This is a genomic window from Pelovirga terrestris (assembly GCF_014773365.1).
In the GTDB taxonomy this organism is placed as follows: domain Bacteria; phylum Desulfobacterota; class Desulfuromonadia; order Desulfuromonadales; family Geopsychrobacteraceae; genus Pelovirga; species Pelovirga terrestris.
This window is the reverse complement of record NZ_JACWUN010000006.1, coordinates 1-24,374: the sequence shown is the minus strand read 5'-3', so window position 1 is coordinate 24,374 and position 24,374 is coordinate 1. Positions and strand designations below refer to the sequence as shown.

25 protein-coding genes are annotated in these 24,374 nt (G+C 52.8%); 11 read left to right on the top strand and 14 right to left on the bottom strand.

Annotation, left to right across the window (positions count from 1 at the left end; genetic code table 11):
• Positions 1–11: 11 nt before the first annotated feature.
• Positions 12–788, bottom strand: a complete 777-nt coding sequence (locus ICT70_RS06505; protein ID WP_191154686.1) for a porin family protein — start codon at positions 786–788, stop codon at positions 12–14.
• 298 nt (positions 789–1,086) lie between these two features.
• Between ICT70_RS06505 and msrB the strand changes: the two genes are divergently transcribed.
• Together msrB and msrA are read left to right on the top strand one after the other, a co-directional pair.
• Positions 1,087–1,539 (top strand): peptide-methionine (R)-S-oxide reductase MsrB, encoded by a 453-nt coding sequence (gene msrB / locus ICT70_RS06500; RefSeq protein WP_191154684.1) that lies wholly within the window; start codon positions 1,087–1,089, stop codon positions 1,537–1,539.
• Between the two features lie 43 nt (positions 1,540–1,582).
• The gene (gene msrA / locus ICT70_RS06495; protein ID WP_191154682.1) at positions 1,583–2,179 is read left to right on the top strand and encodes a peptide-methionine (S)-S-oxide reductase MsrA; all 597 of its coding nucleotides are present in this window, start codon (positions 1,583–1,585) and stop codon (positions 2,177–2,179) included.
• Positions 2,180–2,321: 142 nt separating this feature from the next.
• Here the strand turns inward: msrA and ICT70_RS06490 are convergent, their stop codons facing one another.
• Positions 2,322–3,002, bottom strand: coding sequence for a Crp/Fnr family transcriptional regulator (locus ICT70_RS06490; RefSeq protein WP_191154680.1), 681 nt, complete (start codon positions 3,000–3,002; stop codon positions 2,322–2,324).
• A gap of 177 nt (positions 3,003–3,179) precedes the next feature.
• Here ICT70_RS06490 and ICT70_RS06485 point away from each other — a divergent pair, with 177 nt between their 5' ends.
• Together ICT70_RS06485 and ICT70_RS06480 are read left to right on the top strand one after the other, a co-directional pair.
• On the top strand, positions 3,180–3,692 hold the full coding sequence (locus tag ICT70_RS06485; protein ID WP_191154678.1) for a peroxiredoxin family protein: 513 nt from the start codon (positions 3,180–3,182) through the stop codon (positions 3,690–3,692).
• 22 nt (positions 3,693–3,714) lie between these two features.
• A complete protein-coding gene (locus ICT70_RS06480) occupies positions 3,715–4,467 on the top strand; it encodes a cytochrome c biogenesis CcdA family protein (RefSeq protein ID WP_191154676.1) in 753 nt (250 codons plus the stop codon).
• 110 nt (positions 4,468–4,577) lie between these two features.
• Here the strand turns inward: ICT70_RS06480 and ICT70_RS06475 are convergent, their stop codons facing one another.
• Positions 4,578–4,730 (bottom strand): hypothetical protein, encoded by a 153-nt coding sequence (locus ICT70_RS06475; RefSeq protein ID WP_191154674.1) that lies wholly within the window; start codon positions 4,728–4,730, stop codon positions 4,578–4,580.
• A gap of 241 nt (positions 4,731–4,971) precedes the next feature.
• Here ICT70_RS06475 and ICT70_RS06470 point away from each other — a divergent pair, with 241 nt between their 5' ends.
• Together ICT70_RS06470 and ICT70_RS06465 are read left to right on the top strand one after the other, a co-directional pair.
• Positions 4,972–5,685, top strand: a complete 714-nt coding sequence (locus ICT70_RS06470; protein WP_191154672.1) for a hypothetical protein — start codon at positions 4,972–4,974, stop codon at positions 5,683–5,685.
• A gap of 197 nt (positions 5,686–5,882) precedes the next feature.
• Positions 5,883–6,755 carry an aminotransferase class IV gene (locus ICT70_RS06465; protein WP_191154670.1) on the top strand — a complete coding sequence of 291 codons (873 nt, stop codon included), beginning with the start codon at positions 5,883–5,885 and terminating at the stop codon, positions 6,753–6,755.
• A 143-nt stretch (positions 6,756–6,898) separates the two neighbouring features.
• Here ICT70_RS06465 and cysS read toward each other — a convergent pair whose 3' ends face one another.
• The 5 genes from cysS to ICT70_RS06440 all read right to left on the bottom strand — a co-directional run bounded on the left by cysS (position 6,899) and on the right by ICT70_RS06440 (position 12,173).
• Entirely contained in the window at positions 6,899–8,350 is a 1,452-nt protein-coding gene (cysS, locus tag ICT70_RS06460; protein WP_191154668.1) for a cysteine--tRNA ligase, read from the bottom strand.
• Positions 8,351–8,522: 172 nt separating this feature from the next.
• Positions 8,523–10,190 carry a glutamine--tRNA ligase/YqeY domain fusion protein gene (locus tag ICT70_RS06455; protein ID WP_191154666.1) on the bottom strand — a complete coding sequence of 556 codons (1,668 nt, stop codon included), beginning with the start codon at positions 10,188–10,190 and terminating at the stop codon, positions 8,523–8,525.
• Positions 10,191–10,204: 14 nt separating this feature from the next.
• A complete protein-coding gene (gene ispF / locus ICT70_RS06450) occupies positions 10,205–10,717 on the bottom strand; it encodes a 2-C-methyl-D-erythritol 2,4-cyclodiphosphate synthase (protein ID WP_191154994.1) in 513 nt (170 codons plus the stop codon).
• Positions 10,717–11,454, bottom strand: a complete 738-nt coding sequence (gene ispD / locus ICT70_RS06445) for a 2-C-methyl-D-erythritol 4-phosphate cytidylyltransferase (protein WP_224746875.1) — start codon at positions 11,452–11,454, stop codon at positions 10,717–10,719. The genes ispF and ispD overlap by 1 nt, the downstream gene beginning before the upstream one ends.
• Positions 11,455–11,693: 239 nt before the next feature.
• On the bottom strand, positions 11,694–12,173 hold the full coding sequence (locus ICT70_RS06440; protein WP_191154663.1) for a CarD family transcriptional regulator: 480 nt from the start codon (positions 12,171–12,173) through the stop codon (positions 11,694–11,696).
• Between the two features lie 174 nt (positions 12,174–12,347).
• On the opposite strand from ICT70_RS06440, the gene ICT70_RS06435 reads away from it, so the two are divergent.
• A complete protein-coding gene (locus ICT70_RS06435) occupies positions 12,348–13,268 on the top strand; it encodes a putative 2-dehydropantoate 2-reductase (protein ID WP_191154661.1) in 921 nt (306 codons plus the stop codon).
• Between the two features lie 54 nt (positions 13,269–13,322).
• Here ICT70_RS06435 and znuB read toward each other — a convergent pair whose 3' ends face one another.
• Genes znuB through ICT70_RS06420 form a run of 3 tightly spaced genes read right to left on the bottom strand, consistent with a single transcriptional unit; the run spans position 13,323 to position 15,332 of the window.
• Entirely contained in the window at positions 13,323–14,132 is an 810-nt protein-coding gene (znuB, locus tag ICT70_RS06430) for a zinc ABC transporter permease subunit ZnuB (RefSeq protein WP_224746874.1), read from the bottom strand.
• The gene (locus ICT70_RS06425) at positions 14,101–14,838 is read right to left on the bottom strand and encodes an ATP-binding cassette domain-containing protein (protein ID WP_191154659.1); all 738 of its coding nucleotides are present in this window, start codon (positions 14,836–14,838) and stop codon (positions 14,101–14,103) included. Before ICT70_RS06425 ends, znuB begins: the two co-directional genes overlap by 32 nt.
• Positions 14,835–15,332: a Fur family transcriptional regulator gene (locus ICT70_RS06420; RefSeq protein ID WP_224746873.1), complete on the bottom strand. Its 498-nt coding sequence runs from the start codon at positions 15,330–15,332 to the stop codon at positions 14,835–14,837. The genes ICT70_RS06425 and ICT70_RS06420 overlap by 4 nt, the downstream gene beginning before the upstream one ends.
• A gap of 94 nt (positions 15,333–15,426) precedes the next feature.
• Between ICT70_RS06420 and ICT70_RS06415 the strand changes: the two genes are divergently transcribed.
• Positions 15,427–16,386 carry a zinc ABC transporter substrate-binding protein gene (locus ICT70_RS06415; protein WP_191154657.1) on the top strand — a complete coding sequence of 320 codons (960 nt, stop codon included), beginning with the start codon at positions 15,427–15,429 and terminating at the stop codon, positions 16,384–16,386.
• A gap of 61 nt (positions 16,387–16,447) precedes the next feature.
• On the opposite strand, the gene ICT70_RS06410 is transcribed toward ICT70_RS06415, so the two are convergent.
• The 3 genes from ICT70_RS06410 to ICT70_RS06400 form a co-directional block, all read right to left on the bottom strand.
• A complete protein-coding gene (locus ICT70_RS06410) occupies positions 16,448–18,553 on the bottom strand; it encodes a carboxy terminal-processing peptidase (protein WP_191154649.1) in 2,106 nt (701 codons plus the stop codon).
• 209 nt (positions 18,554–18,762) lie between these two features.
• The gene (locus ICT70_RS06405; protein WP_224746872.1) at positions 18,763–19,035 is read right to left on the bottom strand and encodes a hypothetical protein; all 273 of its coding nucleotides are present in this window, start codon (positions 19,033–19,035) and stop codon (positions 18,763–18,765) included.
• Between the two features lie 24 nt (positions 19,036–19,059).
• Positions 19,060–19,758 (bottom strand): diacylglycerol kinase, encoded by a 699-nt coding sequence (locus tag ICT70_RS06400; RefSeq protein ID WP_191154647.1) that lies wholly within the window; start codon positions 19,756–19,758, stop codon positions 19,060–19,062.
• Between the two features lie 179 nt (positions 19,759–19,937).
• On the opposite strand from ICT70_RS06400, the gene ICT70_RS06395 reads away from it, so the two are divergent.
• From ICT70_RS06395 to ICT70_RS06385, 3 genes are all read left to right on the top strand, one after another.
• Positions 19,938–21,143, top strand: coding sequence for a 30S ribosomal protein S1 (locus tag ICT70_RS06395; RefSeq protein ID WP_191154645.1), 1,206 nt, complete (start codon positions 19,938–19,940; stop codon positions 21,141–21,143).
• Positions 21,140–22,522 (top strand): MFS transporter, encoded by a 1,383-nt coding sequence (locus ICT70_RS06390; RefSeq protein ID WP_191154643.1) that lies wholly within the window; start codon positions 21,140–21,142, stop codon positions 22,520–22,522. The genes ICT70_RS06395 and ICT70_RS06390 overlap by 4 nt, the downstream gene beginning before the upstream one ends.
• A 105-nt stretch (positions 22,523–22,627) precedes the next feature.
• Positions 22,628–24,232: a sensor histidine kinase gene (locus tag ICT70_RS06385; RefSeq protein ID WP_224746871.1), complete on the top strand. Its 1,605-nt coding sequence runs from the start codon at positions 22,628–22,630 to the stop codon at positions 24,230–24,232.
• Positions 24,233–24,374 lie beyond the last annotated feature (142 nt).

Sequence of the window (24,374 nt, the reverse complement as noted above, 5' to 3'; positions counted from 1 at the left end):
ATCAGACTGGGTCAGAAACGCACGAACAACCCGCCAAATGGCCCGGAAAATTCTGTTTCCAGAAACAGGTCACTCTCATCAACCTTCAGATCAAAATAGCGATAACCGGCGTAGAGACCAAGGGTAGGAAGTGGCGAAAATTCCACCTGGGCTTCGGCATCCAGAAACTGATTATTATCGTATTCCATATAGCCTACCCGCCCAACCAGACCAAGAAAGTCGGCCAGGGCGACGCGCCCACGCACGCCAACCGTGGGAATTGGCACCAGCGCTGATTCTTTTTCCTCAAATACATTTGTTAGATTTCTCAACATCACTTCAGCATCGGCAATCTTAACCGCCAACTCCAGACCAAGTTGCAGACGGATCGGAAGATCATCCAGATTGAGCAAAAAGTAGGTGTAACCGATATCGTAAAGGGCGATATCCAGTTCGCTTTCTACTCGATCGTTAACCGAAAAACTTTGACCTTTGAATGTTCCACTAACCTTGAGGGTACCGGTACCGGAAAAGCTGATCGGCAGGTAGTTAAATGCGAGGCGGGAATTGCCCAACTGCAGGGCGACCTCACCGGTGAGTCCACCGCTGTCATCCAGATCCAGGTCGCGACGGACGTCGATCTTTTGCCCGACACCGTTGTCGGTTCCGGCAATGGAGCCTTCAGGGCTCAGGAGCTGATAGCCTGCCTTAATCGACAGCAGTTCATCGGCAAAAGAGGTTGTGCTCAGGGTGAGCAAAAACATCAGGGCGGTAGTCAACAAGAGTGTCACTTTACATTTGGGTGGCATGGCCATTCTCCTTGCCGGTTTGGGTTGCAAAAATAGTTAACACAAACCAACAACCGAGGTCATCACTTTTAATATTAATTGTGTGAGCGTTAATATTTATTGGAACCCTTGCATTTATATGCGTCAGCACCAGATAATACAAGTAAAAAGGTCAACTATTAATCCAAGGCATTGAAAAATGAAAATTTTCACAGCTTCTGTTACCAGACGACAGCTTGTAACATTATTGGCTTCACAACTGGGGATGTTATGGCTGGCGTCCCAGGGATTTTCGACACAAGCAGAGAAGGATAAAATCATGAATAACGACGAATCAACCGTGAGGGTTTTTTCTGTTGAACAAGGGGCCTACATAGACGTGGAAAAAGTTATCCGCAGTGAGGCCGAGTGGCGCCAATTGCTGACGCCGCAACAGTACAATGTTCTGCGGGAAGAAGGCACCGAACGTGCCTTTACCGGCGCTCTGCTTGGCAACAAGGAGCGTGGCGTCTATCGCTGTGCCGGTTGCGGCAATGACCTCTACCACTCTGATCATAAATTTGACTCCGGTAGCGGCTGGCCCAGCTATTATCAGGCGGTCGCTCCGGAAAATGTCGCTACCCGCCTTGACCGGCGCCTGTTCATGACCCGCAATGAACTGATCTGCCGTCGCTGCGAATCGCATCTGGGGCATGTGTTTGATGACGGGCCTCCGCCAACGGGTAAGCGCCACTGTATCAATTCCACATCCCTGACCTTTCATCCATTGTAGGGGCGGTTCGCGAATCGGCCTGTAGGAATCCCCTGGTGATTAAATGATAAAAATATTTCTGACGATCCTGTTCCTGACGTTTACCACCGTTGCACTGGCGGATGAATCCGCGCCACAACGAGCGATTTTTGCCGGCGGCTGCTTCTGGTGCATGGAATTACCTTTTGAACAGCTCGACGGAGTGACTGAAGTGATCTCAGGTTTCACCGGAGGTCAGGTACCAAACCCCTCCTACGAGCAGGTCACCGCCGGCAGCACCGGCCACGTTGAAGCAGTCGAAATCCACTTTGATCCTCAACTGGTCAGCTATAAGCAGCTCCTCCATATCTTTTGGCGCCAGATCAACCCCACCGATGGCGGTGGTCAGTTTGTCGACCGTGGCCAACATTACCGCAGCGCAATTTTTTATCTGGATGAACAGCAACGACTGATCGCGGAACAATCACGCAATGAACTTGCCGCCTCAGGGATTTTCGACCAGCCGATCGTCACCGAGATCCTCCCTGCCGCCCCCTTCTACCCGGCCGAGGAGTATCACCAAGATTACTACAAGAAGAATCCCCTGCGTTATCGCTACTACCGCTACGGCTCCGGTCGTGACAAATTTCTTGATCAGGTCTGGGGGAAAGAACGGCCATAACGGGTACGTACGATCTAAATTCATGGTGATTAGCGACGTCTTCCGCGATATGCAGGCGTTGCTGCAACCATGATACGCTGAAAAGACAGCCCTTGAACTCAGGCCTCCATCGGTTAACCTGCGCCAGGGTAGAGCTGAATAGTTATCGTTCTTGTTTTTTTAAAGCCTCAAGGTCCGGAATCAACAAAGAGCGGTAAGCCGTTTCCAGTAGCCCGGCACGTTTGAAGCGGGCGATTTCTTCCGCAACTGCTTCGCGGGTAGCTCCTACCAGGCAGGCAATGTCCTTCTGGGTAATCGTCAACCTGATGCCGCCGGCTTCCTCAATACCATGACGCTCGGCCAGGCGTAACAGGATGGTTTTCAACCGTTCGCCCACCGATTTAAAGGTCAGATCCTGAAGCCTTATTTCCATTTCGCGCATCCTGAAGCCGATCATTTTCATGACATTAAAGGTCAACTCCGGGTGCTCGGTTAAAAACTGTTGAAAGTCGGCCCGCGAAAAAATACAGACCAGGCTGTCTTCGGTTGCTTCGGCGAAGTGTGATCGGCGTTTTTCATCAGCAACGGCCAGCTCACCAAAGAGTTCACCGGGACCAAGAACATCAAGGCTGATTTCATCTCCGTTCGCATTAACCATCCCCAGTCTGACCTTCCCCTTTTTGACCAGATAGATTTTATCGCTGACATCCTTCGGCAGATAAAAAGGTTGTCCACGCCGACATTCCTCCATTTTACTGATGCCGGCCAGATAGGTCTTGTCCTCATCATTGAGGGTGGCGAAAACCCCGTCGGTATTTTTGAGGTACCAGATTTTATCCTGCATCGATCTTCTCCTGATAATCACCAAGATCCTAGCTCTAACAGGTTTTCATCTGTTTAAAAAAATAAAAAGTGGTTAAATATCATCCCCATGGGCCAATAGTATGCCAGCTTATATTTTAAGAAGACAAACAGCGGTTTAATATGAAATCAAGTTGAAAAATCAGTCAGGAGTCTAACTATGAAAAGCTGTTATTCCTTGAAGAGAATCTGCTGTACAGCACTAACCCTCATTCTATTATGTCTTTCCGCTACGGCTGCCATGGCCTTGAAAGTTGGAGATGCAGCACCGGATTTTGCTGTTTTGGATCATCGAGGTATTCAGAGAACCTTGGCGGATTATCAGGGACAGGTGGTCATTATTAACTTCTGGGCAAGCTACTGTCCCCCCTGCCGCCAGGAGAAGCCGTCGATGGATCAACTTTATCAGGATAAAAAAAATCAGGGGCTAAAAATTCTTGCGGTCACAGGAGAAAAAAAACGGTCGGTAGAAAGATATCTAAAAAAATTCCCTCTTAGTTTGACTGTTTTACGGGATGAGCAAGGGACAATGCACAGATCCTATGGCGTATTAAGTTATCCGCAGAGCTTTGTCATGGATCGTGATGGAACAATTGTCCAGGTGTTTTATGGAACACAGGACTGGATGGGTCTTTCAGTCTCAGAGGTAATAACCCCTTTGCTGGCAGAATAAGCAGCAGGCAGGGAAAATAATTATGGGTGCTGGTGCTGATATTACCATCGTGGTCGCTTTTTTTGCCGGCGTCCTGTCGTTTTTGTCCCCTTGCGTGTTGCCTCTGGTGCCTGCCTATCTGACCTATATCTCAGGACTTTCCTTTGCTGACCTCAAAGACGAACAAACGCCGCCCGCTGGACGAATCCACGTTTTATGGCACGCGTTGCTGTTTGTTGCCGGGTTTTCTCTGGTTTTTATCGCCCTTGGGGCTCTGACGGGCCTGGCCTCCGCATCTATCAACTTTTATCTGCGCGATGCTCTGGGAGTGATTCAGCAAGCGGGCGGGGTGCTGATCTTTCTGTTTGGAATCCACTTGAGCGGTATTTATCGCTTCGGCTTTCTGTTGCGGCAAAAGCAGATCCATCTGCAGCATAAACCGGCCGGACTGATGGGTACCTTTCTGATCGGTATTGTTTTCGCTGCCGGCTGGACTCCCTGTGTCGGACCGATTCTGGGAGCTATTCTGGCGGTTGTTGCCGGTAGTGGCGGCAGTGTCGAACAAGGCACCATTCTGCTTAGCTTTTATTCCGCCGGACTGGGCATCCCTTTTATTCTATCTGCCCTTGCATTTAACCGTCTGGTCGGCATTTTTGACCGGTTGAAAAAGCATATGCACCTGCTGGAACTGATCACTGGTTTGCTGCTGATGGTTACAGGGATTTTGCTGTTCTTTGATCTGTTCAGTGAAATTACCTGGTATTTGTACGAGTTGCTTCCGGAGGGACTTGGGTGATAGCGGCATAATTTATCAGGATAATGCGGTTTTTAGGAAAAAAGCTGGAAGGCAGAAAAATGTCCCATGTCGGATCTGATGTCAAATCCGACATGGGAGAAAATCATTCATTAACCTTTAGTTTTATCCAGTTCAATTATGTGCTCCTGAGCATCAAATACGGAACCACAGTTGGGACATTTGACCATCAGGGGCTTGCCACCACATGCGGACAGAACCAAAACCATGAGGATCAAAACACTCCATCCAGCTAACTTTTTCATAGTATTTCTCCTTTCTTAGAGATCAAAAGACTCGATCGAGTCGTCTAGTTAATTATAATAGTAAGAGACGAATGACAATAAGAATGTAGTCAGGGATACAATTGATACATATTTATGATTTTTTTTAAAAATTAAACAAACGGCTTAACTTAAAAAGTAGTCATGATGACATTCTGTTTTGTAGATAGCAGTTATATGTGTCAAAATGGATGAATGATTTTTTAAATGAAAGGAAAAAACAATGAAATATTTTACCCGAGCAAGGCTTCTGTTTTTATTATTTTTACTAGTACTCACTGTGGGCTGTACCGGCCCGGCTAAAAGGTTAGATCCAGTCAATGCTATTGCCTTATCTGCTCCAATTGCCCCAGGGTTTGAGTTACATCGGGTTAGCTCCGATCTGGGTCTTGTTCTTGAAATTCTACCGGAACATTGGCAGGCTACCACCGAGGCCACCGCGCAAATGATTGAGCATCAGGCCGAACATGAAGAGGAGAATGCCATCAACGCCGGGAAGCAGATCTCCAGAGCAGAGGCGATGGAGCGTGCGCGCCGGTTTTTTGAAAACAGCAAGGACCTTTATTTTTTGAACACCCGGAGTGAGGCCCATTTTTTATTCAGTTTTGCCAAACTCAAACCACAGCAACCTGAACCGACCGCTGGTCACATTGCCGGCTCGGCTCTGGCGGCAATGTCAGGGGTAACCGCAGAAGGGTGGACCAAGCATGTCGAAGATCATCGTCCGGTCCAGGTCAAGGGTACCCAGCACGCCCATTATTTTGAAATAGATTATACCCAGCATGGCGAACGCCAGACATTTAAAGGAGTGGTTGGTTATGCGCAGCCATACTGGTTCTGGTTTTATACCTACGACCATCTGCAAGACCCGCAGGACCAACGTATGTTGAAGCGGCTTTTGGAAACGTTTGAAATTCGTACCGAAGCGCTACAGTAATAACCAGTCAGAGACAATGACTATTGACCGGATGGCTGAACCAAAATCGGTCAATAGTCCGCGACCTTCTCTCTTCTAAATAGAGCCTGTCCCATTGTGCGAAAACCGACTGTCTATTGGAAGATAAACATTAAAGAAAGCCAACGTCAACAGCAAAACGGTGTAACTTTTATCAATGACCTGTTGCTTAAGGGATTATGATGAACTGCGTCTACCTGAACGGTCAATTTATCGCCGAAGACCAGGCCTGTATTTCGGTACTGGACCAGGGGTTTCTCTATGGAGACGGAATTTTTGAGAGTTTCCGTTCGATTAACGGCATGCTCTACCAGTTTCCTTTACACTATATGCGCCTGGCCCAATCGGCCCAATCCTTGTCTTACCCCGTGATCTTTTCGCAGTCAGACCTGGAGGAGAAGCTGCTGGAATTGCAGCGCCTCAATCAGATCAGCAATGGTTACTTTCGTATCACCATCACCCGGGGACCGGGGGAGATTGGTTTTTTGCGCAATATGGAGAGCCCATTGACCTGCCTGATCGTTGCTCGCGAGTTTAAAGGACTGAATGAAGATCTGTATCGCCAGGGGGTGTCTTTGTCGGTCGCGCAAACCCGGCGCAACGCGCCGGAGGCCATCAATCCCAAGATCAAATCCATCAGCAACCTCAACAGTCTCCTTGGTAAACTCGAGGCCAGGGCCGCCGGGGCCATCGAGGTGATCATGCTCAACAGTCGGGGCCACCTGTGCGAAGGGTCGGCTTCCAATCTGTTCTGGGTGCGTGGTGGCTGGGTTTTTACCCCTGATGTCTCAACCGGTCTGTTAGAAGGGGTGACGCGCTCAACGATTATCCATCTGTGTGAAGAAAAGCTGGGGTTGCGCCTGATCAGTGGTGAATTCCGTTTGCAGGATCTGCACTATTCTGACGAGGTCTTTATTACCTCTACCTCTCTGGAGGTGTTGCCGGTAGTGCGGGTAGATGACTTTATTATCGGTAAAGGCGTGGTTGGGCCGGTGGCGCGGGAGTTACGCCGGGAGTTGCAGCGGGATATGGGGATGGGGGTACTGGTATAATGAAGTAGTGAGGTGGTATGGGGTCGAGACTCCCATACCAAGGAACGCTTTTCGCCGTCCATGGCCGCTTGACTGCCGCCATCCCTGGCGACAGACACCCTTGTTATGAGAGCCCCGACCCCCTTGCAGTATCTACACGTTTTTTATTTTAACTTCCAGTTCGTTCCTTCACGACTATCCAGTAGTTCAATGCCACGTTCTTCCAGTTCAGAGCGGATCTGATCGCTGCGCTCGAAATCCTTGATCTGACGGGCCACCAGACGCTCGTTGATCAGGGCCTCTATCTCTTCCTTACTGATATCCAGCCCTGCCAGTCCCGCCATGCGCACCCGCTCAAGCCACTCTGCCGGGTGTGAGCCAAGAATGCCCAGAACGCTGCCCAGTTCAATGATGGTGGTATGCAGATCCTTGACCTGGACGACCAGTTCCGGTTTTTTAGCGAACTTTTTGGTGGCGAGCAGGCGATTCATGGTGCGCACCCCTTCAAACAGATGGGCAATGGCCAGGGCGCTGTTAAAGTCATCATTCATCGCCTCGACAAACTGCTGCTTGAGTTCAGCCCCCAGGGTACTGGGAGGGGTCACTGGATCAGCAGGGATGCTACCGGTGGCGTGTTCCGCACTCTGCAGGGCTTCGTAGAAACGGCTCAAGCCGGTGCGTGCTTCTTTAAGGTTATGGTCGGAAAAGTCGATGGGTGAGCGGTAGTGGGCGGTGAGGATGAAAAAGCGTACCACTTCGGCATCGTAGACCTTGAGAATGTCACGGATGGTGAAAAAATTACCCAGGGACTTACTCATTTTCTCCTGATTGACATTGACAAAGCCGTTGTGAATCCAGTACTTGACGAACGGTTTGCCGCTCGCCCCCTCGCTTTGGGCGATTTCATTCTCGTGGTGGGGAAAGATCAGGTCGCGACCACCACCGTGGATATCAAAGCTGTCTCCCAGCAGAGATGAGCTCATCGCCGAACATTCAATGTGCCAGCCTGGTCGCCCCGGCCCCCAAGGGGAATCCCAGCTTGGTTCACCCGGTTTGGCCGCTTTCCACAAGGCGAAGTCCATCGGGTTGCGTTTCAACTCTCCCGGCGCAATCCGCGCTCCGGCGAGCATTTCATCCTTGTTGCGCTTGGAGAGCTTGAGATAGTCGGGAAAGCCGTCAACCTGGTAATAGACATCGCCACCGGCCTCGTACGCCAGACCCTTGTCGATCAGTTGGTGGCAGATGCCGATAATCTCACCAATATAGGCGGTGGCACGGGGCTCATGGGTCGGTTTGACTAACCCTAAAGCCTCCATGTCCTCATCGAAAGCGCGGATAAATTCTTCGGCCAGTTCCTGGCTCGGAATCCCCCGCTCGTTGGCGCGGTTGATGATCTTGTCGTCCACATCGGTGTAGTTACGCACGTAGGTGGTGTCGAAGCCGATGTATTGCAGGTAGCGGAAGATCACATCGAAAACAATATTGGCGCGGGCGTGACCGATGTGGCAGTAGTCATAGACGGTCACGCCGCAGACATACATCTTGACCTTGCCAGGCTCCAAAGGCTCAAAATCCTCTTTCTTGCCGCTCAAGGTGTTGTAAACACGTAAACTCATATCATCATCTCCCAAAAACCAAAATTACCATTCAAGCCCCACCCTGTTTTTTTACCCTGCGCGAAGCCGCAGGGTCCAGATAGATTCTGCGACTTCGCGTTGCTTTGCGCAGCATGACAGCTTCGTAGGTTGACAGGGAAGCACAGAACGCTATGCCTTAAGTGGTGAAATATTATTCCTTAATCTTTTCCCAGGTATCCCGCAGAGTCACGGTGCGGTTGAACACCGGCTGTCCTGGAAGCGAATCCTTGCTGTCGATAGTAAAATAGCCGACCCGTTCAAACTGAAAGGTCGCGCCCATTTCCTCATTCAACAGGCCTGGTTCCGCTAAACCCTCTGTTACCTGGAATGATTCCGGGTTGAGGGCAACAAGAAAGTTATCCGCTTTATCCGGGTTTTCGAGTTGAAACAGGCGATCATACTGGCGGATCTCTACTGGTTTGGCATGGCGGGCGGACACCCAGTGAATAATCCCTTTGACCTTGCGCCCATCCGCCGGGTTTTTCCCCAGGGTGTCAAGGTCGGCACTGCAGCGAAGTTCGATCACTTCCCCCTGCTCATCGCGGATCACTTCATCACAGCGGATAATATAGGCATTGCGCAGGCGTACCTCCCTGCCCGGTCCCAGACGAAAGAACTTCTTTGGGGGGTCTTCCATGAAATCAGCGCGCTCGATGTAGATTTCGTTGCAGAAGGGCAATAGCCGTGTCCCGGCTTGAGGATTCTGCGGATGATTGGCGGCCTCCAGCTCTTCCGTTTGGCCCTTCGGGTAGTTGCTGATGACGATCTTAAGGGGATCCAGAACGACCTGGCGGCGCGGCGCGGTTTCGTTCAGTTGTTCGCGTACGCAATCTTCCAGCACCGAAAGGTCAATCCAGCTGGCCGCACGGCCGACGCCGATACGCTCACAGAAGGTGCGGATCGCTGCCGGCGGATAGCCGCGCCGGCGCATGCCCACCAGGGTCGGCATGCGCGGATCGTCCCAGCCGCTGACATGGTTTTCCTTGACCAGTTGCAGCAGCTTGCGCTTACTCATCACCGTGTAGCTCAGATTGAGGCGGGCAAATTCGATCTGCTGGGGGGCAAAGATGTTCAGTTCGCGAAGGAACCAGTCGTACAGGGGGCGGTGATCCTCAAACTCTAGGGTACAAATGGAATGGGTCACCCCTTCGATGGAATCCCCTTGGCCGTGGGCATAGTCGTACATTGGATAGACACACCAGTTATCTCCGCTGCGATGATGATGGGCATGAAGAATCCGGTACATGGCGGGGTCGCGCAGATTGATATTGGGTGAGGCCATGTCAATCTTTGCCCGCAACACATGGCTGCCGTCGGGGAATTCCCCCCGCTTCATCCGGTCGAAGAGATCCAGGTTCTCGGTGACGGAGCGGTCACGGTAGGGGCTGGCAACGCCGGGCTCGGTCAGGGTGCCGCGATTAACGCGCATGTCCTCGGCGCTCTGGCTGTCGACGTAGGCTTTCCCCTGTTTAATCAGTTCGATTGCCCACAGGTAGAGCTGATCAAAGGTATCGGAAGCGTAATAAAGATGTTTGCCCCAGTCAAAGCCAAGCCACTGGACATCCTCTTTAATCGCCTCGACATATTCCGTCTCTTCTTTGCTCGGGTTGGTATCGTCGAAGCGCAGATGACAGTGCCCACCGAATTCCTGCGCCAGGCCAAAGTTCAGACAGATGCTTTTGGCGTGACCGATATGCAGATAACCATTGGGTTCAGGGGGAAAGCGGGTAATGATGGTTTTGCGGCGGCCACTGGCGAGGTCGTCGCTGATGATGGTACGGATAAAGTTGGAGCCTGATGCCATCTCCGGGGTGGTCATGGGTTACCTCGATATCAGCTTAACAGCGCGGCACGGCGCGCGCGTTCTATGGTGGATGGACGGTTGATCAGGGCGACGGCATAAGCAGCAATTCCTTCGCCACGTCCACAAAAGCCCAGCTGTTCCGTTGTGGTTGCTTTGACATTGACCTGTTGCAGCGGTACCCGGCAATCTGCAGCAATGTTGGCCATCATGGTGGGGATATGGGGCGCCAGTTTGGGCTGCTGGCAGACAATGGTCGCGTCAATATTGCCGAGCAGATAGCCCTCTTTGCCAATCAGTTCCATCACCCGGCGTAGCAGCACCCGGCTGTCACACCCTTTGTAGGTTGCATCTGAGTCAGGAAAATGGCGACCAATATCCCCCAAACCGACAGCGCCTAACAGGGCATCACAGATGGCATGTAGCAGCACATCTGCATCAGAGTGCCCCAGCAACCCCAGCTCATAATCAATAGTAACCCCACCAAGAACCAGTTGCCGTCCTGGTACCAGTTGATGAACGTCGTAGCCCTGACCAATGCGCATCATGCCGATTTCTCCTGGTAGCTGTCAAGAAGCGCCGCAGCGATCAGCAGATCTGCCGGCGTGGTGATTTTAATGTTACGATCCTCCCCCGCCAGAACCTGAACGGCATAGCCAGCTGCGGCCACCAGAGCGGCGTCATCGGTCGAGGGACCCTCGTCAGAAGCTTGCAGGTGAAAAGCCTTGTCAAGAATCTCAAAATGAAACCCTTGGGGAGTCTGGGCCTGCCACAACTGATCACGCGACGGCGAGTCGACAATCTGTCCTTGAATGACCTGCTTTATGGTGTCTTTCGCTGGTACAGCCATAATACAGGCCCCGTTAGCGTCAATGCTCTTCAGTAGTGCTGCAAGCAAATCGGTATTGAACAGGGGGCGGGCACCATCATGAATCAGGATCGGACGCCTTGGTTGGTTGTAGCCATCTTCTATCAGGGCCGCCAGTCCGTTACGAACAGAATCCTGACGTTCACTGCCACCGGCAATCAGGCGTCGAACAGACTTGAATTGATAGCGGTCAAGGATCTCACGTTGACAGTATTCGCGATCATCTGCAGGGACAATGGGATAGATTGCTTCAACCTGGGGGTGCTGATCAAACAGGGCGATGGTGTGGGCCAGCAGCGGTTTGCCCTGAAGCTCAAGATACTGTTTGCTGGTCGTGGTGCCCATACGTCGTCCCGAACCAGCAGCTGGAATCAGCACAATGGACTTCAATTCTGGCAATGGCAGGGCTGGCAATGCAAACTCCTTGGATTGTAACTATTCAGCACGATCCTTCGCGCAGGGCCTTTGGATCCTGTGGCAAGGGGTTTTGTCGCCATGGACGGCGACAACAAGCGGTCCTTGATGACGAAAAGCGTCCCTTGACAGAGGATTCAAAGGCCCGGTGCTGAACAGATACCTTGGATTAAAAAAAGACCAGGTACTATAGCACCTGGTCTTGATTGTTTGAAACGCTAATTCGTAATGGCGAAAAATCAGTGGAAGATATTTTCCAGCCGCTGCATGACCTGATCTTCCTTGGCCCCCTGAGCGAGGGCGACTTCGGTCACCAGCAACTTGCGCGCCTGCTCAAGCACCTTTTTTTCACCATAAGAAAGCTCTTTGGATGTCTTGATCTGGTACAGATCGCGCAACACCTCGGCAACTTCCAGCAGGTTACCAGTCTTCAGTTTGTCGTTATATTCACGTTGCCGGCGGCTCCAGGAGGCAATCTTGCCATTTTCGGTGCGCTCGGCCAGGGCATCAAAAATGCCGGTAATCCGCTGTTGATCGATCAGCTGGCGCATGCCGACACTGGTGGCATTGCCGACCGGAACCATAATCCGCATATCGCTGTCGACCAGGCGCAGGATGTAGTACTTCAGGGTTTGGCCGGAGTATTCCCGGACTTCGATATCTTCAATCACCCCGACCCCTTGGGTCGGGTATACTGCCATATCACCGATTTTAAACAAAATGGTACTCCTTTAGCTCGACCTCCCGACAATAGCACAAGTCGCCTCGGGCGTCAATGCCTCATTTTTAGATAACACACTGATTTATAGGAAGAAAGTTTTTGACTAAAAGCTGCTGCAGGGACTGTGCTAGGATTCCCTCAGTTGTTCACCACTCGGCAGGGAGGTCAGACAATGCGTATTGCCATTGTTGGGGCTGGAGCCCTTGGTCTGTATTATGGTGCTATGTTGCAGCGTAGCGGGCTCGATGTTTGTTTTTTACTGCGGCGCGATTATCAGGCGATCACTACCGGCGGCTTGCAGGTGCGTTCGGTCAATGGAGATTTTTACCTGGCGCAGATCAAAGCCTTCAGAACCCCGCAGGAAATCGGGGTGGCAGACTTGGTTATTGTAGGTCTCAAAACCTTCTCAAATGCTCAGATGGGTGAGTTGATGAGGCCCCTGATTGGAAAGGAAACAGCCATTCTGACCCTTCAGAATGGTCTGGGTAATGAGGAACTGCTGGCAGAAAGCTTTGGCCCGGAACGGGTGCTGGGTGGTATCGCTTTTCTGTGCAGCAATCGAGGAGAACCGGGGGTCGTCTGCCATCTTGGCGAAGGACGGATTCGTCTCGGTGAATTTGGCGCCGGGCTGACCCCGCGCAGTGAAAAGCTCGCCGCCATGTTTCGAGATGCCGGGGTCCCCTGCGAAGCGGTAGCGGATTTGCGCCGGGCACGCTGGGAAAAGCTGGTCTGGAATATTCCTTTCAACGGCCTGTCGGCATTGTTGGGACAGGATGTCACTGAACTCCTCACCGGTGGACACACCCGGGAGCTGGTGCGTGAGCTGATGCTGGAAGTGATCGCCGGAGCCAACGCCCAGGGCCTGAGTAACGAAATCGATGGCCCGATATTCAGCAAACAGATGATTACTTTGACTGATCAGATGGATCACTACCGGCCAAGTATGCAGATTGACCGGGAAGAGGGTCGTCCTTTGGAGCTCGATGCGATCTTTGCGATTCCGCTGCAACGGGCCGTTGCAGCCGGAGTAACGATGCCTCGGGTGGATATGCTGTACCGACTGTTGGCCGGTGGCGAAAAAATATCTTGCTAAAAAGACAAGAGCTGTTTGCCTGAACCTGCCGGCCCGATTTCTTCAGATCAACTGTCAGCGCTTGACCGGAACCAGATAGCTCAGAGCAAAAAGGATACAAGCTGCGACCACAATACTGGGCCCGGTAGGCGTATCCCACTGAAAGGATCCGTAGAGTCCGCCGGCGACGGAGGCACATCCGAACAGGCAGGCCAGCAGAGCCATCATTTCCGGATTGCGGGCAAAGCGCCGCGCCGTCGCTGCCGGGATGATCAGCAGGGAGGTCACCAGCAGCAAACCCACCACCTTCATCATCACCGCAACAGTCAGAGCGATCAGGGCCAGGAACAGACCGTTAATCCGTGTCACCGGCACCCCTTCGACCCGCGCCAGATCCTCATGGATGGTGATTGCCAACAGCGGTCGCCACAGCCATAACAGCGCGATCAGAGCCCCTCCGCCACCGAGATAAATCCACAGCAGATCGCTGTTACCGATAGCCAGAATGTCACCAAACAGGTACGCCATCAGGTCAATGCGCACGTCGGGCATGAAGGCCAGGGTGACCAGGCCCAGGGAGAGGGCACCGTGAGCAAAGATCCCCAGCATGGTGTCGCCGGCCAGTTGACGCTGGCGCTGACTGAAGAACAGCAGTAAGGCCAGCAGCTGACAGACAATAATCACCCCCAGCGTTAAGTTGATGTGCAGTAAAAATCCCAGAGCAACACCGAGCAGCGACGAGTGGGCAAGGGTGTCACCAAAATAGGCCAGACGCCGCCAGACCACAAAGGCGCCGAACGGCCCTGCGACCAGAGCCACGCCAATTCCGCCGAGCAGTGCCCGCAGGAGAAAATCATCGATCACAAGAACAGCCTCCATGGTCATGATGATGGGTCCGATCATGTTGGTAGAGGGCGAGGTGGCCATACATTTTAAGGTATTCAGGGTCACTGGTGACGACGGCAGGGGTACCGCTGCAGCAGATGTGACGATTCAGACACAGGACCCGGTCGGTGGCTGCCATTACCAGGTGCAGATCATGGGAGACCATCAGGACACCGCAGTTGCGTTCATCACGAATCTTGCCGATCAGTTGATAGAGTTCAACCTGACCATGGACATCAACCCCCTGCACCGGCTCATCAAGAACCAGCAGATCCGGTTGACGTAACAGCGCGCGGGAGAGCAGTACCCGTTGCAGTTCTCCGCCGGAAAGGTGTTGCATGGCAGCATCGATCACATGGTCAGCGCCGGTCTCTTTTAGAACGGTTCGGAATGCGGTAGCGTCACATCCCTTGCGGGCAAAGGACAGAAAGCGCTTTACCGAAAGGGGAAAGGTCGGGTCAAGCTGTAAACGCTGGGGCATATAGCCGATGGTCAGCTGGGGACGATGATACAGGGTTCCCGCGCTTGGTCGCAGCAGCTCAAGAGCCACCCGCAACAGCGTCGTCTTCCCCGCACCATTGGGGCCGATAACGGTCACTATTTCCCCGGAACGAACCGCGAAGCTGACTGCTTCCAGCAGGACATTGCCGCCCAGCTCCAGGTAAATATCAGTGGCCTGAATCAATGTGCTGTTCGTATCAGTCATGCCGGGTTAACCTCAGTTGAACAGTCAGGGCACAATCCCATGACCTCGACCAGACGATCCTGAACGACAAAGCCGCACTGACCGGCGCTGCGATTGATCTCGCGGGTAATCGCAAGGGTGCTGAGTTCGGCGCAGGCCCGGCAGGAGGTGCAGATGAGAAAATATCCCTCATGGGACGCTCCGGGATGGACACAACCGACAAAGGCATTCAGTGATGAAATCCGGTGAATCAAACCAAGGTTCAGCAAAAAATCGAGGGCCCGGTAGACCGTCGGGGGAGCGGTGCGTGCCTGCTGCTGCAGCTCCTCCAGAATCTGGTATGCACCGATCGGCTTATGCTGCTGCCAGATCAGTTCAAACACCTTGCGCCTGATGCTGGTAAAGCGCTGCCCCTGCTCAAGACAAATCTGTTCGGCCTTGGATAAAGCACTAGCGACGCACTGTTGATGATCATGGTCCGGATCGATAAAGCGTGGTGAATGCAAGAGGGACAACCTCTTTCTCCAGGGGAGCGCTTGACTCCAGCAAATGTTATAATATAACGTTACGACTCAAGATTTATGCTACCCTATCCTACGGAGAAAAACAATGAAGAGACACCTTTTGTTATGGCTGCTGATCTGTGGGTTCGCCCCTGCGGTATGGGCACAACAACAAGCCGTACCCCGTGTTGTTGTCAGCATCAAGCCGATTCATTCCCTGGTAGCAGCAGTAATGGAAGGGGTAGGTGAGCCGCAATTGCTGGTTAAGGGCGCTGGGTCACCCCATGGATATGCCCTACGACCCTCTGAGGCTCAGATGCTGGCGGAAGCAGGGCTGGTGGTCTGGGTTGGCGAGGGGCTGGAAACGTTTTTACAGCGCCCCCTGGCCACCCTGGGTAAGTCAGCGCAACAGCTGGAACTTGCTGACCACCTGCAGGATCGGATGTTGCCGGTGCGCGCCGGGGGGCCCTGGGAAGGTCACGCCCATGACCATCAGGGTGACGACCACAAGGATGCCCACCACGGTGACGATCACGCCCATGCGTCACTCAAATCACTGAACCATCATATCTGGACCAGCCCCTTGGTTGCCAAAGAGATTGTCCATCATGTTGCCGTGACATTGAGTAACATGGATCCGTCCCATCAGGCTCAATACCAAAAAAATGCCGCAGAGCTGCAGAAAAAGCTCGAGCTATTGTATCAGGAGGTCCGTCAGCAACTGGCGCCGGTTTCTTCAACGCCTTACATCGTATTCCATGATGCCTATCAGTATTTTGAACGGGATTTCAGGTTGAATGCGGTAGGCTCGGTAACCATTGATACGGAGCGCTCGCCGGGCGCTCGCCGGATCAAAGAGGTGCGGGGAAAAATAACGGAATTGGGAGCCCGGGCGGTTTTCAGCGAACCGCAATTCCAGTCTCGGATCGTCGCCACAGTACTAGAGGGGACAGGGGCAAAAGCGGGGGTTCTTGATCCGTTGGGAGCGGAGCTGGCAGAGGGGCCGGAGGCTTATTTTTCCCTGATCAGGACAATGGCTACAAGTATTCTGAGCACCCTGAGGTGACACACAAAAACCATCCAGTAGCACAGGGTAGAACGGTTCTACTGGATGGAAGAAGCAGAGATCAGGCAGCCGCGGGCAGGGATAGAAGATCGGCAAGAATTTCTTTCCCTTCCTGAACATAGGGGTCATCGATGAGGGCCTCGATAAGCGCCTCTTCCCGACTTTTGTTACCATTGTCCACATCCGCCGAGGGCATTCTGTGTGGGGTATTTTTCAGGTTTTTTTCTTCTTCCTGTAATTGGCGGCGCTCCATAAGCATATCGTCAAGACGCAAGGATTGGGTGGTCAGTTCCCGACGGTTAGCAGCACGCTGTGCGGCCTGTCTGATATTGAGAAACTTCTCGCTGTTATCGATCCTCTCCCGGCTGCGTTGTTGCAGTTTTTCAAGGTTGTCCACCGGGTTCTGCCAAAGAGTATAGTTGGCGGGGGCAATACGATCCCAGCTCAGGGCATTGTCCATATATTTTTCACCACTTTCAAGCCCATCGAGGCGGGAGGGCAGGATGATATCGGGGATAATACCGCGCTCCTGGGTTGAATCACCGGTAATCCGGTAGAATTTCTGAATGGTCACCTTGGCCGCACCTAACGGCATATATTGAGACATGCCACGCAGCCGGATAAAGCGATCCAGATCAAGAACTGCCTGAACCGTCCCCTTGCCGTGGGTGTGTTCATCACCGACGATCAGGGCGCGGCCATAATCCTGCAGGGCGCCGGCTAGAATTTCCGAAGCCGAAGCGCTGAAGCGGTTAACCAGCACAATCAGCGGGCCATTATAGGCAACGTCCTTATCGTCATCACGCAAAGAACGAACCGTCCCGGAACCGTCCCGCACCTGAACCACCGGGCCACCATCAATAAACAGACCACTGACACTGACTGCATCGGTCAGGGAGCCGCCGCCATTATTGCGCAGATCCAGAATCAACCCGGAAACTCCCTGCTGTTGCAGACGCATCAGTTCCGTGCGGGTGTCGTCCGTACTGTTGCGTTCGGTTTTGCCACTGTGATCACGGTAGAACGAGGGGATTTTGACGTAGCCGATACGTTTGCCATTGATTCCGTCGATCACCGTACTCTGGACAAAAGATTCTTCAATTTCAACAACATCACGAATAATCGGCACTATCAGCCGCCGGCCGTCCGGTTTGCGCAGGGTTAAGCGCACCTCGGTTCCCTTTTTGCCACGAATCAGCGATACCGCATCGCGCAGGCGGGTATTGGTGACCTCAATCGGCTCCGCGGTTCCTTCAGCAACCTTGAGAATAATATCGTCCGCCTCGAGTTGGCCCTGGCGAGCTGCAGCCCCACCGGGAATCACTTTGACTACGCGGATAAAGCCGTCATCGTCACGCAGAGTGGCTCCAATTCCTTCCAGCGAACCACTCATCTGGATATCAAAGTCTTCTTTGCTGGTTGGCGGCAAGTAGTTGGTATGAGGATCATAGGCCCGGGCGATCGCGTCGAGGTAGCGATCGTAATGATCCTGCTCGGTTTCCGCCAGCATCCGCTCTAAAAAAGTGTTGTGGGATTTGACAACATTTTCCTGCGCCCGGGTTAACAGTTCCGCTTGGGTCTTTTCATCAACAGGAAGAAGCTCACCCTCATCATCAAGGCCGATCTCGATTTCGCGCAGGCTGATATAGCGACTTAATATCTGAAATTTGATATTTCTACGCCAGAAATCCCGCAGTTCTGCAAGGTTGGTAACAAATTCATATTTGTCCGGGTCAGTCTCAATGACCTCAGCAGCATCAGGGTCGAGGGGCTCATCGAGGATGGCGACCGTGATGGTTTGGACCTGCTTGATCCGCTCCTGCAATAGCTCTCGCCCGGCCAGCGGCAGATCCAGGCGGCCGCGGCTGATGGCACTTTCGATCTGGTTGCGGTGAATCTGCAGTTGTTCGACATCTTCCTGGAGCAGAAAACGTTTTTGCGGATCGAGCTGTTTAAGGTAGAGGTCGAAAGCCGTCTGCGACAGTTGCATAGCGCTGAGGTTCTGATTGTAATGCTGACTGCCCAGTTGCTGGTGCAGAATATGACCAAGCAGGCGGGCACGATTGGTGTTCAGCGGCTCCTCTGCCAACCCGACAGAAGCTGTTGGAAGCAGAAAAATCAGAGCAATAAAGAAACTGTGAACTATGGTTTTTGTGAACCGGGACATAAGCTCTCCAACGCCGTGTAAAGGCGGATGTTAAATGACTATCGGGGCAGTGTAACCCCGGCAAGCACATCATCGCAAGGTTGAATATCTGCACTCGTCTATGTGTAATAGCGCAGGTCGTTTTGATTGGTCCATTGTTATGCCGTATCTGTTCAGCACCGGGCTTTTGGATCCTGTGGCAAGGACAGAGCTGAATAGTTACGTTTTGCCTAAAGCGGGATGCGCATTTTTTTACAATAAGTGCGCAGGATCATTTCAGCTTGAGTAAGACGAGTCGTGCGGTAGTTTTTCTGCTTTACCGCGTCAACGTCATCAAGGGAAACCGGTATTTGTCGAAGTTCACGCTGCACCATCTCAAGGTTGCTGAGCAGGGTTTTGAGCTGCCCCGGCGTATGCCCTTTCAGCATGGGCGGCGAAAGGCGGACAAAGCCGTCGGAAAGTGCCTGGGCAAATTTTTTCGGATTACCTGAAATTGACATCATCGCTCCTCTACTTCAAATGGGAGTTCAGCCGAACAGCAAAAACGCCAACAGGGTAACGACCGCTCCCAACAGAGCCCCAAGAAAAACCTCGCGCGGGGTATGGATGCCCATCAGCAGTCGACTCTGGCTGACCAGTAGTGCCAGAATCAGCACCAGTAGACCGATCAGCAGTCCTGCGCTGGAAAGCAGGGTCGATACGGCGATGGAAAAGGCGATGGCAGAATGACCGCTGGGCATTCCTCCGTGCAGGGGGGAACCGTGGTTGAAGCGCGCCTTGAGGAGAATCACCAGAATAATAACCGCCAACAGGGCGCCGACCGGAACCGTGCCGCCAGGTTCGCGGGTGAGGGTTTGGGAGCTGTCAAACAGCGGGAAGATATGGCCGGACAGCACCAGATATCCGAGCACCACGGCACCGATACTGGTAACCAGCACGGCTCCGGCTGCAACATCCTTGGCCAGCTTGGCGAGTTCGTGATAGTCGGGAGAAACCAGATCAACAACGGTTTCGATGGCGGTATTGATCAGTTCTGCAAAGAGTACCAGCATAGCCGCCAGCACCAGCAGGAAAAATTCCAGTGCTGATACATGAAAGAACAGGGCGAGGAACAGCACGGCCAGCGCCGCGACCAGGTGGTAACGAACATGGCGCTCACTTTTGGCCGCCCAGAGGATGCCCTCGATAGCGCAATTAAGACTTTCCAGCCAGCTTTTGGGTTTCATGGTGCGCCGCCGGGGGTTGGGGTTGGCAGTACCTGGAGTAACCAATCAAAAATAAAGATAACAGGTTCAGCCACTGCACACCAAGACCATTTGCAGCGTTTACTTGGAAAGGATAAACAAGGTAGTCTTGCCGGCGAGACGCGTAAAACCCTCAGCCTAATCGCCAAAGGATGGTTAACATGAATGATGATATCAACAACGACGAATTGATGGGTATGGATGATGATGACTTTGCCGCCATGTTTGAAGCGAGCCTGGCCGGGGTTGGCCGGGAATTGCACGCGGGGATGAAGATCACCGCAACAATTCTGCAAACCGGCGCCGAGTGGACCTTTCTTGATGTCGGTCAGAAGGGTGAGGGGGTGCTGGCGACGGCAGAACTGCTCGATGCCGAGGGGCAGTTGACAGCGGCGGTCGGGGATCAGCTCAGTGTGTATTTTATTTCGCGCAAGGACGGTGAATTGCGTTTCACCACCAAGGTCGGTGGTTCCGGCTCAGGTACCGAGCAGCTGCAGCAGGCCTATCAGGGCGGCATCCCGGTTGAGGGGCGGATCGACAAAGAGATCAAGGGGGGATATGAGGTCGCCCTGTCAGGCAATGTCCGCGCCTTCTGCCCCTTTTCCCAGGTCGGCTTGCGGCCACTTGATGCGGGCGAACTGATTGGGCGTACTCTCGCTTTTCGCATTACCCAGTTTGGCGAACGCGGGCGGAATATCGTCGTTTCTCACCGGGTATTGCTTGATGAAGAGCGCCAAGAGCAGCGCGAGGCGTTACGCCAGACCCTCAAAGAGGGGCAGATGGTCAGTGGCACGGTCACCAATCTGCGTGATTTTGGCGCTTTTGTCGATATCGGCGGGATTGAAGGATTGCTGCCGATTTCCGAAATCAGCTACGGCCGGGTGGAAGATATCAGCACGATTCTGGAAATCGGCCAACAGCTGGATCTGATTGTCAAAAAAATCGACTGGGCCAATAACAAATTTTCCTTCAGCCTGCGCGATACCCTGGCCGATCCCTGGCTCAAGGTGGGGAGCAGCTACCAGGTCGGTGGACAATATTCGGGCACGGTCAGTCGCCTGGCCCAGTTCGGGGCCTTTGTCACCCTCGAAGAAGGGATCGACGGGCTGTTGCATATTTCCAAGATGGGGGACGGGCAGCGTATCCGCCACCCGCAGGATCTGCTCAAGGTCGGGCAGCGGCTTAAGGTGGTGATTGAAAAAATTGATGAAGGTGAAAAACGGATCTCCCTGGCCCTGGCTGGAACGGTCGATGAGGTGACCGAAACCAGTTACAGTGAAGGCCCTACTGGCGGCAGCGGCATGGGAACCCTGGGGGAATTGCTCAAGGCCGGCCGGCAGAAAAAAGAGCGTCGTCAACCTAAATGAATCAGGAAGTCTCACGCTCCGCCGTGCTGTTTGCGGTTTGCATGGCGCATTTTCTCATGCCTTTTATGATGTCATCGGTAGGCATTGCCCTACCGGTGATCGGTCGCGAATTCAACGCCAGCGCATTACAGTTGGGGCTGGTAGAAACCACCTACGTCTTGTCGGCGTCAATCTTTTTGTTGTCGATGGGCCGATTTGGTGACATTCACGGCCGGCGCCGGATTTTTCAGACCGGTCTGCTGATTTTTGGTGGTATGGGGGGGCTGATTTCCCAGGCCTGGTCTATCGAAACCGTCATCGTTCTGCGCTTTTTACAGGGGATGGGGGGTGCCATGGTGATGGCGACGACCATGGCGATGCTGGTTTCGACCTTTCCCGTGACCGAGCGCGGCAAGGCCCTGGGGATTGCTGTCGCCAGTGTTTATGCCGGTATCTCCTGCGGCCCTTTTGTCGGTGGCCTGCTGGTTGAGATATTGGGTTGGCGCTCCATCTTCTACTTGATCTTTCCTTTAAGCTTGCTGACCTGGGGCGTGACCCGCCTCAAAATCAAAACCGAATGGGCCGACGCTAAAGGGGAGCCCTTCGACTGGCGTGGGGCGATAACTTACGCTACAGCGGTGATGCTGCTGGTGATCAGCGTCACCAATTTAAGCAGCAGCAACTGGGCCTGGGTGACCCTGGTGCTGGCCAATCTGCTGCTCGGGATGTTCTTTGTTCAGCAGTCGCGCCACCCCTATCCTCTCCTTAATCTCGACTTGCTGCTCAATAATCGGGTCTTCGCCCTGAGCAACCTGGCGGCCCTGTTCAACTACGCCGCGACCTTTGGTGTCACCTTCTTTTTGAGCCTTTATCTGCAATACGTCAAAGGGATGAGTCCATCCCAGGCCGGTCTTGTTTTAATTGTTCAACCGATCGTCCAGACCCTCTTTTCCCCGTTCTGCGGCCGTTTATCCGACCGGATTCCCGCTTCTTACGTGGCCACCACCGGGATGGCCCTGTGTGCTGTGGGTCTGGCCGTCGCCTCGACCCTTAATGCGGGATCCGAACTCACCCTGGTTTATCTGTTGCTGGTGTTGCTGGGGTTGGGGTTTGCCTTTTTCTCTTCCCCCAATGTCAGCTTGATCATGGGCAGTGTCGAGCCGAAATACCTGGGGGTGGCTTCCGGACTGAATTCAAGCATGCGCACCCTCGGTATGCTGACCAGTATGATGATCATCACCCTGATTTTTGCCCATCTGATGAACGATCAACCTGTGACCTTGGCCACCCAGGCCCGGTTTCTTGCCAGTATGCGACTGGCACTGTTGATCTTCAGCGGTCTTTGTGTCGTGGGCATTGGTTGTTCTTTAGGACGCATCAGAGGTCCCAATAAAAGGTGAGAATGTGGCCTGTTCCGCCGGACCTGCTTGTGGATTGGCGCGAATAATGCATTATTAGAGTTACTTGTGGTTGTCCCTGCCGTATCATTGTACTGGGAGTGAGCGATGCGCGTACGTTTGGCTATCAGGTATACATTTTTTTCCAGCTGTATTTTGCTGGTGATCATGCTTACCTCTTCATACTTTCACATTACCCAAGTTCAGAAAATATTTGCCGAAACCTCCATCCAAGATGCTGATGCCCTGGCAGATCTGCTGTTACGTAACTCCTACCACCTGATGCTGGAAAATGACAGGTATAACCTGCAACTGATGATGGAAGAGGTGGGCGAGAGCAAGCGCATCAAGCGGGCAAGGATTCTCGGCCGCGAGGGGGTTGTCAGCTTTTCAACCAATGCTGATGAGGTTGGTAGTGTATTAGTCATTCAGGATGAGAGTTGCACTTTTTGCCATATTTCTGAATCTGAAGCGTTGGTGAATGTGCCGGCGCAGGATCGAATCCGGACCCTTTCCGGATACCAGTACATGAATGTCACCAGGGGGATTTACAATGAGCCAAACTGTTCAACGGCGGCCTGTCATGCCCATCCACCTGAACAGGAAAAAATCGGCGTACTCGACATGGTTATTTCCCTGGATCAGATGGCCTATTTGACCCATGTGCACCACAATGATGTGTTACTGTCTACGTTGGTGATGCTGGTTTTGCTGTCGGTTGGTCATTACCTGATGACCAGACGTTATATCTGTAAGCCGATCGAAGGATTGCTACATGAAACCAAGGCCCTTGCCCAAGGCCATCTTAATGCTCGGGTCGTGAACCCTTCCAGAGATGAAATTGGCGAGCTCGGACACTCCTTTAATCAGATGGCAGAGAATCTGGAGCATGCCCAGGAGGAGCTAAGAGATTGGGGAGCAACCCTCGAGCAGAAGGTTGATGTCCGCACCGCAGAAATGCAGGAAATCCAGAACCAGTTAATCAGATCAGCCAAGCTGGCTTCTATGGGAGAGCTGGTCGCGGGGATCGCCCACGAAATCAATAACCCACTGACCGGCATTCTGATGTTTGCCTCCTTGTCATCTAAACACAAAGAGTTGCCACCACAGGTCAAGGATAACCTTGACCTCATCGTGGCGGAAACCGGACGTTGCGCCAAGATTGTCCGGGGCTTACTGGAGTTCGCGCGCGAATCGGTTCCAGAAAAAACCCCCTCCTCTATCAATACCATTATTTCCCAGACCCTCGAGCTGGTTTCCCACCAGTCGATTTTTCAGGACGTTGATATCGTCTGTCAGCTTGGCGAGGATATCCCTGAAATTGAGCTGGATGCCGATCAGTGGCAGCAGGTGTTTGTCAACATGATCATCAATGCCGGCCAGGCCATGCCGCAAGGAGGGAACTTAACCATCACTACACACTTCCTTGAGGCAGAGAATAGCGTACACATTACGATAGAAGACACCGGCACCGGTATCAGTCGTGAACATCTGGACCGGATTTTTGATCCTTTTTTCACCACCAAATCACAGAAAGGCTTTGGCCTGGGCCTGTCGGTTACCTATGGTATCATTCAAAACCATGGCGGCAAGGTTGATGTGCAGAGTTCCGAAGGGGTGGGCACCCGATTCAGTATCCTCCTGCCGGTTGAAAATCCGGGCTGGACAGGGACTGGGGATCGGGGCGAAGGGAAAGACAATCAAGACGCGTAAACCATACCTGCTGAACTAGTGTCCCGTGCGGTTAGTTCTTTTGCTTAAATTGAAGTTGTGCTATAGTTTCAAACATGGCACGCACTCATGAAAAATACGAATTAACAGCGCAAGACCGACAAGCTCTCGAAGCCTTGCTTCG

Coding starts and splice junctions, on each gene's coding strand:
- ICT70_RS06505 (WP_191154686.1), bottom strand. CDS start 788: ATGCCACCCAAATGTAAAGTGACACTCTTGTTGACTACCGCCCTGATG.
- msrB (WP_191154684.1), top strand. CDS start 1,087: ATGAATAACGACGAATCAACCGTGAGGGTTTTTTCTGTTGAACAAGGG.
- msrA (WP_191154682.1), top strand. CDS start 1,583: ATGATAAAAATATTTCTGACGATCCTGTTCCTGACGTTTACCACCGTT.
- ICT70_RS06490 (WP_191154680.1), bottom strand. CDS start 3,002: ATGCAGGATAAAATCTGGTACCTCAAAAATACCGACGGGGTTTTCGCC.
- ICT70_RS06485 (WP_191154678.1), top strand. CDS start 3,180: ATGAAAAGCTGTTATTCCTTGAAGAGAATCTGCTGTACAGCACTAACC.
- ICT70_RS06480 (WP_191154676.1), top strand. CDS start 3,715: ATGGGTGCTGGTGCTGATATTACCATCGTGGTCGCTTTTTTTGCCGGC.
- ICT70_RS06475 (WP_191154674.1), bottom strand. CDS start 4,730: ATGAAAAAGTTAGCTGGATGGAGTGTTTTGATCCTCATGGTTTTGGTT.
- ICT70_RS06470 (WP_191154672.1), top strand. CDS start 4,972: ATGAAATATTTTACCCGAGCAAGGCTTCTGTTTTTATTATTTTTACTA.
- ICT70_RS06465 (WP_191154670.1), top strand. CDS start 5,883: ATGATGAACTGCGTCTACCTGAACGGTCAATTTATCGCCGAAGACCAG.
- cysS (WP_191154668.1), bottom strand. CDS start 8,350: ATGAGTTTACGTGTTTACAACACCTTGAGCGGCAAGAAAGAGGATTTT.
- ICT70_RS06455 (WP_191154666.1), bottom strand. CDS start 10,190: ATGACCACCCCGGAGATGGCATCAGGCTCCAACTTTATCCGTACCATC.
- ispF (WP_191154994.1), bottom strand. CDS start 10,717: ATGCGCATTGGTCAGGGCTACGACGTTCATCAACTGGTACCAGGACGG.
- ICT70_RS06435 (WP_191154661.1), top strand. CDS start 12,348: ATGCGTATTGCCATTGTTGGGGCTGGAGCCCTTGGTCTGTATTATGGT.
- znuB (WP_224746874.1), bottom strand. CDS start 14,132: ATGACCATGGAGGCTGTTCTTGTGATCGATGATTTTCTCCTGCGGGCA.
- ICT70_RS06425 (WP_191154659.1), bottom strand. CDS start 14,838: ATGACTGATACGAACAGCACATTGATTCAGGCCACTGATATTTACCTG.
- ICT70_RS06415 (WP_191154657.1), top strand. CDS start 15,427: ATGAAGAGACACCTTTTGTTATGGCTGCTGATCTGTGGGTTCGCCCCT.
- ICT70_RS06410 (WP_191154649.1), bottom strand. CDS start 18,553: ATGTCCCGGTTCACAAAAACCATAGTTCACAGTTTCTTTATTGCTCTG.
- ICT70_RS06405 (WP_224746872.1), bottom strand. CDS start 19,035: ATGATGTCAATTTCAGGTAATCCGAAAAAATTTGCCCAGGCACTTTCC.
- ICT70_RS06400 (WP_191154647.1), bottom strand. CDS start 19,758: ATGAAACCCAAAAGCTGGCTGGAAAGTCTTAATTGCGCTATCGAGGGC.
- ICT70_RS06395 (WP_191154645.1), top strand. CDS start 19,938: ATGAATGATGATATCAACAACGACGAATTGATGGGTATGGATGATGAT.
- ICT70_RS06390 (WP_191154643.1), top strand. CDS start 21,140: ATGAATCAGGAAGTCTCACGCTCCGCCGTGCTGTTTGCGGTTTGCATG.
- ICT70_RS06385 (WP_224746871.1), top strand. CDS start 22,628: ATGCGCGTACGTTTGGCTATCAGGTATACATTTTTTTCCAGCTGTATT.